A 16,790-nucleotide genomic window follows, 5' to 3' on the forward strand; every position below is an offset into this window, starting at 1 on the left:
TTATTCTCCTACCAATCTAGACTTGTAGGACACTTGTTTAAGACGCATCGATTCAACAAAACAGTCTGGTTCACCTAACTGAACTTGAATCTGTGCAGGCGAGCATTGCTGGGTTTGCAAACGCGTTAACGTCACTTGGATATTCAGATCACTTGGTAAAGCTGGCGTATAACGATATTCCACTCTTTGCGGGGCAATAATGTGTGACGGATACTGCTCAAATGTCTTCTTTAGCATCGTTTTACTGCGCGCGGATTTGTAATCGATCACGTAAGTGGCTTCTTTATCCATCGATTCGATTTTTTGAATCAGTTGCTTAATCTGCTTTTCTGTTTCTGCACGATTCTTTACTGCAAACTCAAAGCTATGATGCTCTTTATACACCACGGCTTCAGCGCCATTTCCGCCAAAATATCGCTCTGTTGCGCAACCAAAGAGTGACAATGTCAATAAAGCAATAAGTATTAGCTTCTTCATTGAATAAACCCTCCTTCAGATAGCAGACGAATCGTCGCATCCGATGACGTGTTAGAATTACCGTCAGAATCAATATTCAACCAACGCGCTAACGTTGAGGTTTTCTTGATGTGTGGCAGCTGAATATCTTTCGGTTTGATTGGTTCCACGAGGTTTACTGTTGCCACGATGATCAACTCAGTTCGCTTTCTTTCTGTCGTTGCTTTACGAAATGCAGCACCAAGTACAGGAATGTCTCCAATGAAAGGAATCTTTTGCATTTTCTCTAAATCAGCACTGCTCATTAACCCGCCAAGGATGAAGCTGTCTCCGTCTGCCAGTTCAACGGTTGTCATTGCACGTCGTGACGACAACTGTGGCACTTTAATGCCTGCAGCTTCGACGTAGCTTTCTACTTCGCTCACTTCTGGCGCTAGCTGCATTCGGATTTTGTCTTGACTAAGTACTTTCGCTGTAAGGTCGAGCTTAATACCAAACTCTTTAAACGAAATATTCACGTTGTTGTTGTTCGACACAATAACGGGCACTTCGCCACCGACAAGGAAGCTCGCCGATTCACCGGAAAGTACCGTCAGGTTTGGCTCCGCCAAGACTTCTGCAACCTGATCGTCACCCAATGCAGTGATCAAGGTACTTAGGTTTGCCGCATCAAATTGGTCAAATACGAACTCACCCGCTTTAGAACCAATAGAACTCCAATCGACCCCAACTGTTTTACTAAAAGATTCATTAACTTGAGCGACTGAGATTTTGACGTTTACCTGTTGTGTCGTTGCAACCTTAATGCGTTCAATGATTCCTTTCCAAGTCATATTGCGAGCGAAAACCATGCTCTCTGGCTCTTCATAATCTGAATAGTCAGATTTGAACTCCAGCTTTTCGACTTTCTCCCACTTCTCGGTTTTTTCTCGTCCGAGTAAGGTTGCCACCATGCGATAAATGTCATCACGAGTTTCTTCAGAATCAACAACACCACTCACTGCGACTTGCTCGCCCACCGATTGAACCTTGACTTTGGCATCAGGAAAATGGAACTTGAGTTGACGTCTAACCTCGCTTAGATCCAAATCAACGATGATGCGGTCAGAAAGCAACACATCATCGTCTGTTCCATAGACAATCAAGCGAGACTGACCAATGCCATTGGCAAAAACCACTAGCGTATTGTCATTAATGATTTTGTAGTCGGCGATATCAGGGTTACTGATAAACACCTTTCCAATCGGCATCTTTAATTGAATGTGCTGACCGTCATTAAGTGTGATAGATCGGTCAGCAGCAAAAGTGTTTGTTATAGAAAGCAAGCCAATCAAAAGAGAGGTAAAGGAAACGCACAGTACTTGCTTAATTCGATGGTGTATCATCATTACAAAGCCTCTCTAGGATCATTAACGTTACCGCGTAACTCTTCGATTCCGGTATAATTGTCGATAACATTGCGTACTTCCGCGTATTCCGGCTGCGTATAGGTTTGGCTTCGATAAATTTCGATATGCATAGTTCGTTGAGCCAACGCTAGTTTTGCCAACTCATCTGGCTTCACTTCGATAACCACCGTCGTCATACCGTCTTCTTTGTTTGGTGTTCGAGCGGTAATGTTGCTGTTTTCACCCTCGCCATCACCAATATTGAGTACTTTGACATGTTTTAAGAACATGGACGCTTTTACACCTCGAAAGCGCTTCGGCTTATCCATATTTTCAGCAAGATTAGCGTTTGGAGAGCTCACGGTAAGAATGTCGATATATGAGCCAGGACGAATGTAATCTTTGATTAAGTTCTGATCACTCACTTTCAGTGGATACAAGGTCATGCCTTCCGTTACCAGTAGATCGATATACCCTGGTTGACCGGGAGAAACTTGGTACTCTGGTAACACAACATCGCCTGGATTTAGGCTTCGGTTTAATAAAACGGATGGTGAAAAACTGATTTGTGCGTCTTCTCTGACGCCAAGCGTTAGTGCTTCACTAAGTGGGAGCTGTTGTTTGATAACTCCTTGTGCACTAATCGCATGTCCTTTTTCATAAGCTTCGGTGGTCATCCATACAGCAACATGCTGTTCATCTTTGTTATCGACCACTTCAGCGACAGCTTCGGGTTGAGGTTGACTCTTGAACAAGTCGACAACGCCAAGCGCGCCTACGATCAAGGCAACAATAGCAACAAGTAAAACCAGTCGAGATCTCATAATGTGCCCATTCTTGGAGGTTTAAATATGTGGCGTATTTTGAGTTAAAATTATTAAATAAAATCCAACACTAATTGCTATCCCATACGGAAGGCCTTCTTGGCTACTCGACGTGTTGCTTATTAATTTTCTAGTAACTAAATAAATAATCGCTAAAAAACCACCAGCAAACGCCGTCATAATATAGGCCCATGGTAAGTCATTGAGAGGGATTGTCAGTGACAACACTGCGGCATATTTAATATCACCAGCTCCAATCCAAATCAGAGCATAGAGTATTAACCCTATCCCTAGCACCAGCAAAAAGGTTGTAATCTGAAGATCTAATGGTGAAAGAAAACTCTGCAACAAGAGGAGTAAAAGCAAAGCGTTATTTTGTATTTTACGATGAAGAAAATCGGTAATAGATACATACAAACACGCGATTGCCAATACTAATAAATACAATTCATGACTCAAAATTAAGACTCTTGCCTGAATTTATCGAGATTAGCTTCAAATAACATTTATTAGATATTCTAAATTAACTGAGCCAGACCAATGAGAAACAGAGGTCTGGCACAAATATCTAGCGATATTATCTACATAAACCAGTAAGGTAATTACTTGGCTTATTTGCTCGCAGTATCGATAGCAGTACCGACCTGAGTAAATGCTTTTTCTAGTTTGTCGATGAAGCCACCATCACCAACTGCAGTTGTAACCAATACCGCCATTGCAACAGCAATTAGACCGTATTCGATTGCAGTTACACCGCGCTCGTCGTTTTTAAATTGTGACAAAAACAGGCTTGTTTTTACGTACAGTTTAGTAATCATGTTTAGTTCCTATGAAGTTGATTTACAAAAGCTTTGCCATTCTATTGAATACCAAAAGGTATGGAAAAATAGCCCCTATCGATAGAATCGATAGATTTGGCAAAGACCGGTACATCAAGTTATGCTGAAAAAATCACAAAGAACCAACAAGCACTTAAATTACAATAGCTTACAGACATATATCGAGTATTCTTTACAATACTCGCTATAAGGTAATTAATTCACACGGTGAGACATAGATCATCAATAGAGTCATTACTTTATTATTTTCAAAAATTATTTTTATCAAAAAGATAGATAAATGTGATGATTGTTTATGCAATGTAGGAATATACTTACGTTGAATTTAGCACCAATAATTAATTTTGCTTTATAAAACGAGTTGAAATACGAGTTTCATCACGCTATTGTGTTGCAAATATACAAATTACAAATCAAAAACCTATAATTTGCTTGCTTTTAAAAGGTTGGTCGAATCATGAAACTACAATTCGAAAATATTGTTTCGTTCGTAGCTGTAGTTGAGGAAGGTTCATTTAGCTCCGCTGCTCGTAAGCTTGGAAAATCCCAATCTACTGTTAGCACTGCTGTTCAGAATCTTGAGTCAGACTTAGGCTTCAATTTATTTAATAGGCAAAATTCAAAAGTCTGGTTGACTGAGAAAGGGAAGCGTCTATTTCATTTATCCGCACCCGTTGTATCAAGGTACCGAGAATTGATTACAACAGCGATACAAATGAATATTTCAGAACAAATTGTTTACCGTGTCGGGATCGATCCATTGGTATTCAATAAAGATGTAAAAAAAACACTGTTGGATTTCTCGGAAGCCTTTCCAAATGTCGATTTGGTAGTAGTCACCAAGCCAAGCTTTATTTTGGGAAATTACATCAACGAGGGAAAAATAGATCTTGCCTTGGGGAACCCATACCACAAAACAAACAACGACTTTAACATTGACGAATTGTTTCACGTTAACTGTTGGTGGGTTGCACATGAAGATTTAGCCTCAGTGACCAGTAACCCTTCTCAGCGTGTTCTTCTTATGGATGGATGCGAAGAGTTGCTCAACTTATCGAACATTGCCTCATATAACTTGTGGAGATTGGACGATTTAGGCACGATTCTCGATTTATGCAAAGCTCAAAGAGGCATGGCATTTTTGCCAGAATTTCTTATTGAGAAGAACATGAAAGAGAATAAGCTAAAGATCATTACCGACCACCCCGACTTTTTTGGCAAGAGAGTTGTCGCTTCCCTTTTCTGGCCGGTGCATTCTGACTTTGGTTTGTTTAATCAATGGATCAAAGGTGAACTGCAGACTTGCGTAAGCAAAAAACAGACTTTTATTGCTGACTTAGCGCAGTAGTAAAAGCGACCGTATTGTACAAACTGCTGTTCTAAAAACAGGATAAAAAAGAGCCGCTCATCGCGGCTCTTAATCTTTTTAATCTCTTAAAAACAAAGAGTTAATTTTTACTAAAGACTGTCTTCTCTTATTCGTTGATGATCATCTACAAACATGATGTCCACTCACCTCTATAAAAGCATCAAGTAAGTTATAGTAACGTTGTCGAGAAGAACTTATCAAGCTTAATGACAGCTTGATCAACATACTTGGTTTGATCATATAAGTCGAAATGTTGCGCACCTTCAATCTTAAACAATTCAGCGTCAATACCAGCATCTTTGCCACGTTTTACTGCAACTTCGCTGAAGTATGCTGATAGCGCCTCTGTACCAACAATGGCTAAAAAAGGTGTATCTCCCAGTAATGCCATATTTTCTGATGGATTATAGGCATAGCGCGTATCTAGTGACATTGCAGCGCGCATAGGTGAGTAGTTTTCCGCACCACCGCCACGTGCAGGGTTACGATAGTAATCTGCAGCACGCACCCAAAACTCATTCATCGATTTGGCTTTTTCTGCCGATGGGATTCCATCAACAAGCACAACCTCGCCGGTTTCGTAATACTTCTGGCGCGCATCACTAGCCATTTGAATTTGTTGGCGATATTGTTCAACAGGATCACCGGTAAGTTGGTCCATATATTGTGTTGCACCACCCATGCCGTAGTCAGTAAAGTCAACAAAACCGCTAACTGTCGCGACTGAATCTAAGCGGGTATCCTGCATCGCAACTTGCAAGCTGTAACCAGCACCTGAACAGATCCCCAGTTCACCGATACGCTGAGAGTCAACACCTGGGAAATGACTCAAAAATGTAATGGCATTTTTGATATCTTCAACTTTCATTGGCGCATTTTCCATACCACGTGGATAGCCGCCACTTTCACCATAAGTACGATGGTCAAAAGCTAAGGTAATGTAACCTTTCTTTGCCATTTTTTCGGCATAAATACCTGCCGTTTGCTCTTTCACACCGCTAGCTGGCGTAATGACCACTAATGCTGGATAGTTTTTGCTCTTATCATAATTTGGCGGTAGAAACACATTGCCAGCAATACGAACATTTTCGCTAAGGAAAGCAACTTTATTCTTACCATCATGATAGTCAGCCCCTAAGAAGGTTTCTGCTGCTACAGATGTTGTACCTAAAACAGCACTAGCAACTAATGAAAGGGCAATTAACTTTGTAGTTTTCATATCTTACTCCATTGATTTCTGAGGTTTACAACGTTCCCCGTTGCAACAGAGGTATGTTATGAAAAAGCACTGGTGTTGATATATAGCAATTAAATCAAATCACTGTTGCTATTCAACAACAATATAAGGATATATACAGAAGTAGTCACCATAAGACCCTAAGTAAGGTGTGACTTGATAAGTTAGAGAGATAACTTAAAGCATGGCGAGAAAGTTTGGTTAGGTGCTAACCGCCGCCCTCACCCCTCATCTTAATGAAGTCAATAAATGCGTCGAGGTGCAACAGCGAGCAAACTATAAGTTTCACCACTAACCAAATTTTGATGAAAAGAACTCAATTAAAATAGTCAGTTAACTCGGAAGAGAATACGATGCCATCGAGCTGGTTTTGTTCGCATAAAGACTTGAGATGATCGGTACAGTATAAATTTGCCACACCTTCCAATCTCGACTTAAATACGGCTTTGTCTTTGACATCATCATCAATAAAAACAAGAGTATCTAACCCTTCAATGCTTCCATAAGAGATCTTTTCGACACACTTTTGTCTGTCTTCTTGTCCAAATGTCATCGACGTATATAAATGCCATTGTTCGCCTTGGTAGTAAGTGGGTAAAAACTCTCCGCTTTTGGATAGGTAACTATGTAAAATTCCAAATGCTTTGGGGGATAAAACAAGATATGTTCGCAACCATAAGCTAATATCAGGCAACACAGAATTGTTGGCAAAAACATCCTCAAACTCTAGCTCTACTGGCTTCCAGATATCTTTCAGAGACTGATTTTCAGTAGCCTGCGATAAGATCCTCACAAAGTAGTCGAAATCACCTAACTGGATAGCGATTTCATCGGGAGTCGTACATATCGTCTGAAAATCATTTAAATTATCTGTAATCCTATAAACCGTCATCATCTTTTCCAAATTTCATTCTTAGCTTCCAATGCATCTTGAAATATGCGCTGCTCTTTAACTCGATTTTTACCCGAAGTAGGTTAACCTAGAAATCCTGTTTAGTTGGAATGCCCTTCGAACATTTCGAGTGAATCCAAGTTTCACTGCTAAATACATGGACTAGAATCTCCATTGCCATGCACCTAGCGCTCACCTCCCCCATATAATGAAAACTAGTATGCACGTTAGTCGGACCAATCTCGTGAGGTTACCAACTTTGACCACTTCCCCCCGAAAACGTGTCGTTATGCTCTTCTCTAGTCTCTTTATCAACATCAACTTGGACAGCATGATCTTCAAACCACCAGTTCTGTTACTTCTTTGTTTAACAACACAATTTACGCAAAAAAAGAGCCGCTATTAGCTAGCGGCTCTTAACTATTAGAAATTTCTGTTGAAACAACCATTAAATGAAAATAATGAATCATTTAAAATCATACACTTAAATAAAAACAACCATATCTTCATATCGCGTAAAACAACCATAAATTGATATTTTTGTGAAACGAGTATTTCAGCGAAACTACAACAGTAAGAAAGTTACTTCCAGCTAGCTAGTAAGACTCATCAAAAGAACCACCTTAAGATTAGAAAAGATCTAATCATTACAGTTCCGATAACCTTGCATCAGTCACGTTCACCAACTCTCTAAAGAATCGGATACACTTGTTCAGTTCTTCACGCTTAACGATGTGAGCTTCAGTTATATCAGTTTGAGCGCGGTGAACTGCCTCTCCTCGTTTTTTTAACCATTTGTTGAGTTGTGCTCTAGCTTCATCAGCTGTTTGAAAATTGTTCCAAACCCAAGCTTCAGTAACATCAATACCGAAAAATTCTTCAAATAATGCTTTCGTTTTTCTAGAGCCCGGACTGTTAAAGTACTTAAGGTGCTCTTCGAGCCGATTTTCTACTATTCGCCCAAGTTGGGACCCCTTAACGACACCATACTTCGCATCAACAAGCTCTTTAGCTATATCTTCTACATAGGTTTCCCAAGCAGTAAGGGTCATTATTAGAGTAGCCCTCTTAAGTACCTCTGGAGGTTGGGAGTTGGAGCTACATCCATTTAACTGATCGTAGCACTCTAATAATTGCTCTGCGTCTGAGATCGCGTACTCAAAGTTGGCTTTCGCTTCTGACATCCTTTGTCCTAGTTATCATGACTATATGCATAAAGTGGAATTTACCATATTTAGGACTAAATCAATGACAACTAGGTTTAATAAAGTTGAGTTACTTCAATAAGCTAGTCACTTTTGGCTACTGATCGCGCTGAAAGCAGATTGGCACCACCAATGAACGGTTAGCGCTTTAAATCAACCCACTCTGAAAAGTAATGTATCGGGTCACAAATTTTACTCATCGATGTGTAGCGAGAGTTCCCGATTTGAATACCATGGACTTGCAGTCCCTGCTTCTCTCTTCGGTTGCTAATTTTCCTACTCAGACCTGAAGATACTGGAAATTCGCCATCACTCACTAGCAAGACATCTGCTTTATACCACTCTTCTGAATCACACTTTTCCAGCGCTTTGTTGAGTGGCCCTTCAGCATCTGTACCACCTCCAAAAGACATCGTGAGGAAGTTAAGTAGGTCATTAAACCCCGAAGCATCTAACGTCAAATCAAGCTCACTAACCTCCTTCTTACTTCCAAAGAGATAAACGTAGCAACGCCGTTGATCTTTGTAGGCCGCTTTCAAGCATTCCAAAACAGTCGCTTTGGCAATGTTTTCTGGTAATCCCTTCATTGAGCCTGAAGTATCCAAACAAATCACCATCGGACCTCGGTTCTTATTGCTTTTATTGCCCTGCTTTTCACTAACGGATTCTTGATCTAGTTGCTCTACTGTTTCCAGCACCTCGGTCCCTTCCACTGAGTAAGAAAGTAAAGAATGCTCGGCTCGCTTAGCATGCCACAGTTTTTTAAGCACATGATTGGTTAACAGTGACGCTTCTTGGGGTAACATTCTAGAGATCGAATCTGACCGAGTAATGCCTTTAGTCTCCATTGGAACAAGAGGTGTTGCTACATACTTCTCATGTCTAGTCGCGACACTCATTTTGATGACGATTTCTTCAAGTACAGCCCCTTCAGCTTGATCTTCACGCCCTAAGTCTCGAATCAAGCTTTGTAACTTGGGAAGCTTTTTAACAAGCTTGTTTAACCGAACAATATCTAGCCAACCATGGCTTTGAAAAATGCCTTTTGATAAGTCAAAGCCTAAACCAGTAATCAACCCAAGTTCAGTAAATACCTCTTCTAATTGAGCCCATACCGTTACCCTCTCTTGCCATATAACAGGCAAGATGCCATCAACATCCCGTTCAGAGAGCAGTTGCTGCCAGATCTCCTCCGAGGCTGTTTCGGCAATTCTTGTTTGCTGCGCATTAGTGAGAGAAATAGGTTTAGTTTGTTTGCGCTTGTTCTTTCTCTTCTCTAAAGCTTGCTTGATTTGATTTAACGCTTCATCTTCTAGCTGCTTAATCAAGTCACTTATCATAGGCGATGCCTTAGATTGAAGCTGGTCTATTGCCGTGAGAATGTCAGATAGCAAGGCATCAGTGACCTCTTCATTCTGTGCGCAATATTGGCTTAATCCAGACTCTTCTATCTCTTTGCAAATCACATTGGTAAGTGGCTGTGGTGTTAAGGGAAATAGACTTGCTGGACTTTCTCCTTGTAGAAGTTCATTTCTGGAATTCACTAAGGACTCGCACCGCGCTACTAACTCACCATTAGCACTTGAAATAACTGCCGGAAGAAACTTCTCCGGCACATTATCTAGGCATGTTAATTGGCTATCCAAGTTCAATAAGGGAGAGCGAATCTGATACGGTACTTTAATCACACAACTCTCCTCCCAACGGACTATCAGAAGAAACTAACGCTGCAATCTCAATACGCGGGTCTTCCTCCAACGGCAAACGACTAAATCCATCTACTAGTTTATTAGCTCTATTTAACAGTTTTTCTGCCTGTTTGAGTGACTCATTAAGTGAGTCGACAATTCCGGGTAACAAGTTACAATCTAACCAAAGGTGGTTATTAAAGTATTGTTCAACTGTCTGTAATTCTTGCTTCACGGTACCAATGTATTGATCGATGTTACTTGCTATTTCTTGAACGCTTAATACTCGGCTCTCGATATGAGCCTTGGAAAAACGCACACTACCAATCAATGGATCGTTCTCCACTTTTTCCATCCAAGGGGGATTGCGATTGTAATTGTGGCTCGTAGTTTTAGTTCCATCGTAAGCGTCTTTAAAGAGCAATCTACCATTTTTATCCTTCGCTTGACGTTCACTAGACTTTTTAGTCGTTTCATTACCATCACAATCGATATAGAGTAGTTTTCCTTGAGTATCTTTTTTATGCGGGCTGCTTTCTTCTGTTAACCTACTTTCCCATACACTCAAAACTTGTAATAGGCGTGATGGTGGAGTTTTTCCATCGACTGTCACCAAGCGCTTGTAAAGATCTTGAAGGCCCTCAAATTGCTCTGGCTGCTCCCATAAACAATGAGGAAGAATCCAAGTATCGTAAATACTTGTTTCGTTAAGGCCAGATGTGAAAGCTGACACTTTCATCAGCTTCACCAATTTTCGCCAACGTCGATCAGATACGTAAATCTCTTGTGACGCTAAGTAATTACGAAACTCTTTACACGCTTCTATCGTTGCTAAAGTCAACTCAACTTTCTCAGCTAGGCGCTGTACCTCATTTAGATCTTCTACCTTCAAACGTACATTGAGTTCTGGGTCGAACCCCTCTAATGCCCCACAAAGTAATGCGTCAAACGACTCCGTAGACACAGGCGACACATAAGAACGCAGAATGAATCTATCGTATAAAGCGCTGAGCTCTTCGCCTTCCGGTAACTCGTTACTTGCTGCTACAACAGAGATTAAAGGAACATTGACTCTTCGATTGCCGTTATCAAACTGGCGTTCGTTCAGCAAAGTTAGAAGACTGTTTAAGATTGCACTGTTTGCTTTAAAGATTTCATCGATAAACGCCACAGATGCTTCAGGCAGGTACCCACTAGTAAGCCGGTTATAACGATCCTCTTCCAACGCTTTGATCGAAAGCGGCCCAAACAGCTCTTCTGGAACAGAAAAACGTGTCACTAATCGTTCAAAGTAATTAGCCTCAACAAAGACACTTTTCAGTCGCTTTGCCAATTCACTTTTAGCCGTTCCTGGAGGCCCAACGAGTAAGACATGCTCACCGGAAAGTGCGGCTAGCATCATTAGTCGAACTTGATGCTCCCTTTCTAATAATCCATCACTCATCTGAGCCATTAGCGTTTGTAGTTTGTCTTTTCTGTTCATCGTTGTTGTACATACTGTCGTTGTCACAATAAATTCCTTTTTTGTTATTCTGAAAAGCGAGACATGTTTATAAGCACAATTGCCCTCGTGGTCGAAATGGTATTCAACATAAGAGTTAGGCTATGTTGTTATTTTATATAGTCATTTCCCTTTATTATGACATTTCCATTTTTCTCTTTGGGTGATATGCATCAGCATTTATAGATTTAAATGCCTTTATTGATACAACAAATACTTATATCTAATGAAAAGGGACATTCTAAGCCTCACAGATATGAGCATAACGATACGCTATGTAGACTTCGTACCTGATTATCTGTCTGAAGCGATTCCCAATAACCGTATTTAGAGCATTAATCTATCGTCTCTATCGCCACTTGCTAAATTTCAGACAAAAAAGAGCCGCTGGAAAGCGGCTCTTTATTTTCAAATACTAGCTAGTCTTTCAAAAGACAACTTCTTAAACCGGAGACTCACGTTGTGGGCATTTTATATTAGTCGGCTGCATTGGCATTGTGGAATGATACGTCCAATACTCGCCATTCTTAATCAGTCTATGGTTAACGCAGTTTCAAGTTCAAGCAGGGCGGCTATAGAAGGGGAAGGTAGAGCAGACATAATATTGCCTCTTCACGATTTTGTCGTAAACTTACACAAGCCTAGACTATGAAGAGGCTATATCAAATTATGACTGTACCAAAAATCAATATATGGCTGTAAATATCAATTTATGGATGTTTCAACAATTTCCGATATTCAGTCGACTTACTCTTTACCGAATACGTTGTTTTCTTGCTCTTGCACGCGGATGAACGTAGTTCGCTTGGTTAGCTCTTTAAGCTTTGCTGCACCTACATAAGTACATGTTGAGCGAACACCGCCAAGGATGTCTTGGATAGTGCCGTGAACACTGCCACGGTATGGCAATAATACGGTTTTACCTTCAGCTGCACGGTAGCCAGCAACACCTCCAGAGTGCTTGTCCATCGCGCTTTTAGAAGACATACCGTAGAACTTCATGAACTTCTCGCCGTCTTTCTCGATGACTTCGCCGCCTGACTCTTCGTGACCAGCAAGCATACCACCTAGCATGACGAAATCAGCACCGCCACCGAATGCTTTCGCTACATCACCCGCACATGAACAGCCACCATCACCGATGATCATACCGCCAAGACCGTGAGCTGCGTCGCCACATTCGATGATTGCAGAAAGTTGTGGGTAACCAACACCGGTTTTGACGCGAGTTGTACATACAGAACCAGGACCGATACCTACTTTCACGATGTCTGCACCAGCAAGAATCAACTCTTCACACATGTCACCAGTTACGACGTTACCAGCAGAGATAACCTTGTCTGGGAATTCAGCACGAACACGTTGTACGTACTCCACCAAATGCTCTGAGTAGCCGTTCGCGATGTCGATACAGATGAAGATGAACTCATCAGAAATCGCCATGATGTCTTTAGTTTTTTGGAAGTCTGCATCAGACGTGCCCGTTGACACCATCACGTTGTTTAGCGTTGTTTTGTCTGCTGTTTTCGCAAACTCTGCCCAGTCTTCAACTGTGTAGTGTTTGTGAACAGCGGTCATTACACCATGCTCTGCTAGCGCTTTAGCCATTGCAAAGCTACCAACCGAATCCATGTTAGCCGCAATTACTGGTACGCCAGACCATTGACGACCACTATGCTTGAATGTAAAATCGCGGGTTAAATTTACTTGAGAACGGCTCTTAAGGGTAGAACGTTTCGGGCGAAACAGTACATCTTTAAAACCTAACTTAAGTTCTTGTTCGATACGCATTGTGTAATTCCTTGATTCATAAGTATATGTGTCATCTCAGAGTGCGTAGTGAAATCGTTGGCAGACGAGTTCACTGTTCTTCGGACACAAAAAAACCGGAGCGTTGGCAGACGCTCCGGTTTTCAGCATTATAGGCTGTGATTTATTTCCTACAAGTCTGATATTTGATTTTTTTTTGTGATACCATCTTGGAAATCGCATATCAAAAACACCTCCCCTCTTCCCAAAATCGCAACTTAATTAACAATATCAAACAGTTAAAACGCTCGATTATTTTATCCTTTGCGCAAACCTTTGCGTCATTTTCATCGTAGGTTACTGTTTAACTTCTCATAAACGCTCAAAATAACGTCAAACGAACCCAGTTAGTGCGATTCTTCAAAAAATATTTCTTCAAATTTTTCATGCCCAACATCACTTTTTTGCCTCTTCTTGAAAGCGAATGAGCTAAAAAAGCTCTGTTCAGTTCTTTGGTGTGTTGATGGCACATCGAAGAGATTCGATAACGTCACTCGCCAACAAGCCAACTTCACCACTTTGCTGGACATTAATATCGGCTGCATGACTATGAAGTATCACTCCTAAACGAGCCGCCACAGCAATAGGAAGTCCTTTTGCAAGTAGCGCAGCAATCACACCAGACAAGACGTCTCCCATTCCCCCACTCGCCATCCCAGGGTTACCCGCGAGACAAACATACATTCTGACACCGTCATAGATAAGAGTGCCCGCGCCTTTGAGTACAACAACTCCACCGTAGCGTTCATGAAGCTGCCTCGCCGCTGCAAAACGGTCCTGCTCTACCTCTTTTGTTGAAACATGGAGCAAGCGTGCAGCTTCTCCGGGGTGCGGTGTCATAACGCGTTGCTCGTCTCGTAAAAACACGACATCATTTCTCTGATTGAGCATAGCAAGGATGTTTAGTCCATCAGCGTCCACCACTTTGAGTTTGTTTTTCTGAGATAAGAATTGATATGCCTGATGTGCCCATTCATCTTGCCCAAAACCAGGACCAAAGACGAGAACATCAGCCCAACGACTACGCTTAACCAGCTCGTTATCGGTGTCTTTGAGCTCATCAAGTGTAATGCCTCGACTCATTATTTCTGGAGCTCCCACTTGTAACGGTAGTAGCGAGCTTGGATAGGTAATCGCTGCGGTTAAACCCGCCCCTGTTCTCGCTGCGGCAGAAGCACACAATCGAATCGCGCCTGCCATACCTTGATTACCTCCTACACAGAGGAGTTTCCCGTTATCGCCTTTATGAGCAGTGGCTTTCCTTTCCGGTAGCAGTCTACCGATAATCTGATGATCAATACCTAACGCGCTTTCTTCTTCAATCGACTCGAACTCGACGTTCACACCTAAGCCGGAAAAATGCAGGTCTCCAACGTAATCTCTTGCTTGCCCCGTGCACAAACCTTGCTTTACACCAATAAATGTCACGGTATGGTCTGCACGAATAGCCTCTCCCAAAACGGCGCCAGTATCAGCACTTAGACCCGATGGCACATCAATAGCGATTACAGGACAATGGACTTGATTGATTTGCTCTATATAGCGACGAGAGTCGGCTCTGACTTCTCCCATTAACCCTGTCCCTAACATGCCATCGATAATCACATCAGCTTCTAACAATGCACTATGCCAATCATCCCAAGCACTGTTCTCTCCATCGCTAGCTTGCCAATCTTCGAACGCTCTCAGAGCATCACCTTTCAAGGTTAAAGGGTCACCCAACTGAAACACGCGTACATTCAGCTGTGCCTGCTTTGCTAGAGTGGCAAACACATAACCATCACCACCATTATTGCCTTTACCGCACACCACCAACACATTTCGTGCTCTGGGATAAAGATGAAGAAAACGCTCATACACAGCCATTCCAGCGCGTTGCATAAGGCTATACATTGATACCCCCGCCAATTGAGCTGCCATTACTTCTCCATTTCTGACTTGTTCAGCGGTGTAGAGCTTGAGAGCGAGATTAAAGTCCATATGATTATTCTGCGCATTTGAAGACACGATTTAAGTATACAAAAAAGCCGAGGCGAACCTCGGCTTTTAATATCGTTATTTAATCAACCTTTAGTTGTGTTGCTGAGACATCAACGCTTCAGCCGTCGCATCTTGAATAGACAAGAACAAGGAATTGATTTTTCCTGTAGGTGTACGCATTGGGTTCAGCGTTACGTTCTGGTACATAAACTCTGCTTGTTGTGTCACAGGACGCACGTTACGGCAGCGGAACAAATACGGACGCTGACGCCAAGTAATAAAACTTCGGCAGCCCAAATCATAAACCGGCTTGGTTTTTAGCTTGAACCACTCTTGTGGGATCTCTGGGAAAATATCAAAAATGGAGCGACCAATTGCCTCGTGAGATTGCAAGCCACTGTGATGGGTCATAAACCCATTCCATACTTGTACGTTGTAATCTTTATCGATCACAACCAAACCCATGTCGACATTCTGAACCATGTCGACCATCCAATGGAATTGTTCAAATTCTGCAGGTAGATTCAGCATTAGAAGTCCTCCATTAGGTATGACAATTTGTTGTCTAGCAAAGGCAGCGACTCGTCAACGAACATAAACAGAAGATCACAACGAATTGATGTACCTTCAATGTTGTAGCTCACTTCAAATGTCATGGTTCGACTAAATGCCCCCGTGGTTGATTCAATAATTGAATCGATAGAGATGTGCTGCCCGAGCAATACAGGAGAACTCTGGAAGAATCGCACCTCAGATTGCTCACCTAAACCATTCAAGAATGCGCCTACCAAGATATTAGAGATATCCATCAGCAGTTCGAGCTCTTCTAACTCTTCGCTATCTGCTGGCACCTTCATTAGCTTTTTCAAGTCAGAGACACTTGAGTCACTTAGGATAACCAGTGCTTCGCCCGCAATGCCTTCTCCACAAAACCCCTGACAAACACCTGAGACGTTGTCATGAGATGCTAAATCTCTCAATGCCATATGAAGCTCACTGACTTCGAAGATATTTACGTTTGGAAGTGGAAGCTGAACAAAAACATCAAAGTGACGCGCCAAGGCATCTGCCGCTCGACCAATCGACACGTTAGCCACTTCCATGTAAATATCACGACGACGCAGAATAGGCAGCTCAATCGTTGTAGGAGTGATGACCTGTGGACGATCATTAGGCTCAATCAGCTCTTTTAACGTCGCTTTAAGCTCGTCTTTACCAATTGGCTTTTGAATAAACGCTTTCGCACCGAGTGCAAATACACGCTCTTTTGCTTTGGGTTGAATATCACCAGACACGACCACAACTGGGGTTTGAATGCCTAAGCGTTTCATGTTTTCCAATGTTTCAAAACCATCCATCTCTGGCATGGTCAAATCAAGAAACATCAGTTTAAATTCTTTCTGCGCTAGTTCTTCTAGCGCGTTTTTACCATGAATGGCAAATGTCACGTCTGCATTTAATGTTGCCGGCAGTGATCTTGCCATCTGTTTGCGTGCTAACGCAGAGTCATCACAGATGAGTACAGGAAAAGACATTCTACCACCTTTATATATTCAACAATCTGCGCAGGAGTCTAACAGATTGTCGCAGCACAAAGTACGA

Annotated in this window: 15 protein-coding genes; 1 reads left to right on the forward strand and 14 read right to left on the reverse strand. The window is 41.9% G+C overall.

Features of this window, described 5'->3' with window-relative positions:
* From VHA02S_RS16215 to VHA02S_RS16235, 5 genes are all read right to left on the reverse strand, one after another.
* Positions 1 to 477: a hypothetical protein gene (locus VHA02S_RS16215; protein WP_005452331.1), complete on the reverse strand. Its 477-nt coding sequence runs from the start codon at positions 475 to 477 to the stop codon at positions 1 to 3.
* Positions 474 to 1,844 carry a type II and III secretion system protein family protein gene (locus VHA02S_RS16220; RefSeq protein ID WP_005452333.1) on the reverse strand — a complete coding sequence of 457 codons (1,371 nt, stop codon included), beginning with the start codon at positions 1,842 to 1,844 and terminating at the stop codon, positions 474 to 476. The genes VHA02S_RS16215 and VHA02S_RS16220 overlap by 4 nt, the downstream gene beginning before the upstream one ends.
* Positions 1,844 to 2,668 carry a Flp pilus assembly protein CpaB gene (gene cpaB / locus VHA02S_RS16225; RefSeq protein ID WP_009697301.1) on the reverse strand — a complete coding sequence of 275 codons (825 nt, stop codon included), beginning with the start codon at positions 2,666 to 2,668 and terminating at the stop codon, positions 1,844 to 1,846. Before cpaB ends, VHA02S_RS16220 begins: the two co-directional genes overlap by 1 nt.
* A 21-nt stretch (positions 2,669 to 2,689) precedes the next feature.
* Positions 2,690 to 3,127 (reverse strand): A24 family peptidase, encoded by a 438-nt coding sequence (locus VHA02S_RS16230; protein WP_033001264.1) that lies wholly within the window; start codon positions 3,125 to 3,127, stop codon positions 2,690 to 2,692.
* Positions 3,128 to 3,279: 152 nt separating this feature from the next.
* Complete coding sequence (locus tag VHA02S_RS16235) at positions 3,280 to 3,486, reverse strand: Flp family type IVb pilin (RefSeq protein ID WP_009702393.1); 207 nt, start codon at positions 3,484 to 3,486, stop codon at positions 3,280 to 3,282.
* Between the two features lie 478 nt (positions 3,487 to 3,964).
* On the opposite strand from VHA02S_RS16235, the gene VHA02S_RS16240 reads away from it, so the two are divergent.
* A complete protein-coding gene (locus tag VHA02S_RS16240) occupies positions 3,965 to 4,855 on the forward strand; it encodes a LysR family transcriptional regulator (protein ID WP_005452341.1) in 891 nt (296 codons plus the stop codon).
* Between the two features lie 190 nt (positions 4,856 to 5,045).
* Here the strand turns inward: VHA02S_RS16240 and VHA02S_RS16245 are convergent, their stop codons facing one another.
* From VHA02S_RS16245 to VHA02S_RS16285, 9 genes are all read right to left on the reverse strand, one after another.
* The gene (locus tag VHA02S_RS16245; protein ID WP_005452346.1) at positions 5,046 to 6,095 is read right to left on the reverse strand and encodes an alpha/beta hydrolase; all 1,050 of its coding nucleotides are present in this window, start codon (positions 6,093 to 6,095) and stop codon (positions 5,046 to 5,048) included.
* 334 nt (positions 6,096 to 6,429) lie between these two features.
* The gene (locus VHA02S_RS16250) at positions 6,430 to 7,008 is read right to left on the reverse strand and encodes a hypothetical protein (RefSeq protein ID WP_306305196.1); all 579 of its coding nucleotides are present in this window, start codon (positions 7,006 to 7,008) and stop codon (positions 6,430 to 6,432) included.
* Between the two features lie 644 nt (positions 7,009 to 7,652).
* Entirely contained in the window at positions 7,653 to 8,189 is a 537-nt protein-coding gene (locus VHA02S_RS16255) for a HEPN domain-containing protein (protein WP_038897460.1), read from the reverse strand.
* A 161-nt stretch (positions 8,190 to 8,350) separates the two neighbouring features.
* Positions 8,351 to 9,898 (reverse strand): VWA domain-containing protein, encoded by a 1,548-nt coding sequence (locus VHA02S_RS16260; protein WP_038897461.1) that lies wholly within the window; start codon positions 9,896 to 9,898, stop codon positions 8,351 to 8,353.
* Complete coding sequence (locus VHA02S_RS16265; protein WP_211260044.1) at positions 9,891 to 11,408, reverse strand: AAA family ATPase; 1,518 nt, start codon at positions 11,406 to 11,408, stop codon at positions 9,891 to 9,893. The genes VHA02S_RS16260 and VHA02S_RS16265 overlap by 8 nt, the downstream gene beginning before the upstream one ends.
* A gap of 738 nt (positions 11,409 to 12,146) precedes the next feature.
* A complete protein-coding gene (locus tag VHA02S_RS16270) occupies positions 12,147 to 13,190 on the reverse strand; it encodes a GMP reductase (protein WP_005452348.1) in 1,044 nt (347 codons plus the stop codon).
* A gap of 462 nt (positions 13,191 to 13,652) precedes the next feature.
* The gene (locus VHA02S_RS16275; protein ID WP_038897464.1) at positions 13,653 to 15,188 is read right to left on the reverse strand and encodes an NAD(P)H-hydrate dehydratase; all 1,536 of its coding nucleotides are present in this window, start codon (positions 15,186 to 15,188) and stop codon (positions 13,653 to 13,655) included.
* 90 nt (positions 15,189 to 15,278) lie between these two features.
* On the reverse strand, positions 15,279 to 15,719 hold the full coding sequence (locus VHA02S_RS16280) for a PAS domain-containing protein (protein ID WP_005452351.1): 441 nt from the start codon (positions 15,717 to 15,719) through the stop codon (positions 15,279 to 15,281).
* The gene (locus VHA02S_RS16285) at positions 15,719 to 16,723 is read right to left on the reverse strand and encodes a response regulator (protein WP_009697299.1); all 1,005 of its coding nucleotides are present in this window, start codon (positions 16,721 to 16,723) and stop codon (positions 15,719 to 15,721) included. The genes VHA02S_RS16280 and VHA02S_RS16285 overlap by 1 nt, the downstream gene beginning before the upstream one ends.
* Positions 16,724 to 16,790 lie beyond the last annotated feature (67 nt).

This window comes from Vibrio harveyi NBRC 15634 = ATCC 14126 = KCTC 12724 (assembly GCF_001591145.1).
GTDB classification, from domain to species: Bacteria; Pseudomonadota; Gammaproteobacteria; order Enterobacterales; family Vibrionaceae; genus Vibrio; species Vibrio harveyi.